This is a genomic window from Helicobacter cappadocius, from assembly GCF_030688855.1.
Taxonomy (GTDB): Bacteria; Campylobacterota; Campylobacteria; order Campylobacterales; family Helicobacteraceae; genus Helicobacter_J; species Helicobacter_J cappadocius.
Genome location: NZ_JAUYZK010000033.1, coordinates 1 through 1,028 on the forward strand (window position 1 = coordinate 1; position 1,028 = coordinate 1,028).

The 1,028-nt window shown below is 39.4% G+C and carries 1 protein-coding gene and 3 pseudogenes; 3 read left to right on the forward strand and 1 reads right to left on the reverse strand.

Annotated features, from left to right (window positions below):
• A pseudogene (locus Q5I06_RS08690) lies at positions 1-241 on the forward strand (hypothetical protein); the annotation flags it as partial.
• A gap of 54 nt (positions 242-295) precedes the next feature.
• Positions 296-478 (forward strand): hypothetical protein, encoded by a 183-nt coding sequence (locus Q5I06_RS08695; protein ID WP_305520949.1) that lies wholly within the window; start codon positions 296-298, stop codon positions 476-478.
• Here the strand turns inward: Q5I06_RS08695 and Q5I06_RS08700 are convergent.
• A pseudogene (locus Q5I06_RS08700) lies at positions 434-550 on the reverse strand (restriction endonuclease subunit S); the annotation flags it as partial. The gene Q5I06_RS08695 and the pseudogene Q5I06_RS08700 overlap by 45 nt on opposite strands.
• A 4-nt stretch (positions 551-554) precedes the next feature.
• Between Q5I06_RS08700 and Q5I06_RS08760 the strand changes: the two are divergent.
• Positions 555-686 (forward strand): annotated as a pseudogene (locus tag Q5I06_RS08760) (restriction endonuclease subunit S); the annotation flags it as partial.
• Positions 687-1,028: the final 342 nt, after the last annotated feature.

Sequence of the window (1,028 nt, forward strand, 5' to 3'; positions counted from 1 at the left end):
AGTTTATCTCACAGAGAGAGAACGAACTGTACAAATCATTCGACCCATATTGCGAGGCAGAGACATCAAAAGATATGCTTATGAATGGGCAGGAAAGTGGATTTTATTTATTCCTTGGCATTTTCCAAATACTCAAAACCCAAAATCAATGGAAGAAAGTATAGGACATTCCGCACAATTGATAGATTCATACACTTCTCTTATTCTTGAACCCTTCCATATCTCTTCCAAATTGTATTAGTATTGTTGATTGTTGGGTTAGTTATTTTATCTGCTATTATTTTGTTTGGATTGGATGTTTTGTATTGTACAAATCATTCGACCCATATTGCGAGGCAGAGACATCAAAAGATATGTTTATGAATGGGCAGGAAAGTGGATTTTATTTATTCCTTGGCATTTTCCAAATACTCAAAACCCAAAATCAATGGAAGAGTTTGTTCAAGTAGTATTTGTATTGTTTTTGTCTGAGTTTTAGCTCGGCTTCTAGTTCGCCCTCTAGTTCTGTGAAAGTATCTAGGATTTTCACGATTTCTTCTTGGATGGGTAGAGCTCTACCCATCCAAGAAGAAATCGTGAAAATCCTAGATACCTTCACAGAACTAGAGGGCGAACTAGAAGCCGAGCTACAACTCAGACAAAAACAATACAAATACTACTTGAACAAACTAGTTTATCTCACAGAGAGAGAACGAACTGTACAAATCATTCGACCCATATTGCGAGGCAGAGACATCAAAAGATATGTTTATGAATGGGCAGGAAAGTGGGTGAATTCAACAGGGTTGAATCCTTATCACTACGCGGATTAAAAACCCGCTACGCTCCTAAAGGACTGACTTACATTCAGCTAATGCTGAATTGTCAAGTCGGGGGGGGGGGGGGGGGGGGGGGGGGGGGGGGGGGGGGGGGGGGGGGGGGGGGGGGGGGGGGGGGGGGGGGGGGGGGGGTTTTTTTTTTTTTTTTTTTTTTTTTTTTTTTTTTTTTTTTTTTTTTTTTTTTTTTTTTTTTTTTTTTTTTTTTTTTTT

Coding starts and splice junctions, on each gene's coding strand:
- Q5I06_RS08695 (WP_305520949.1), top strand. CDS start 296: ATGTTTTGTATTGTACAAATCATTCGACCCATATTGCGAGGCAGAGAC.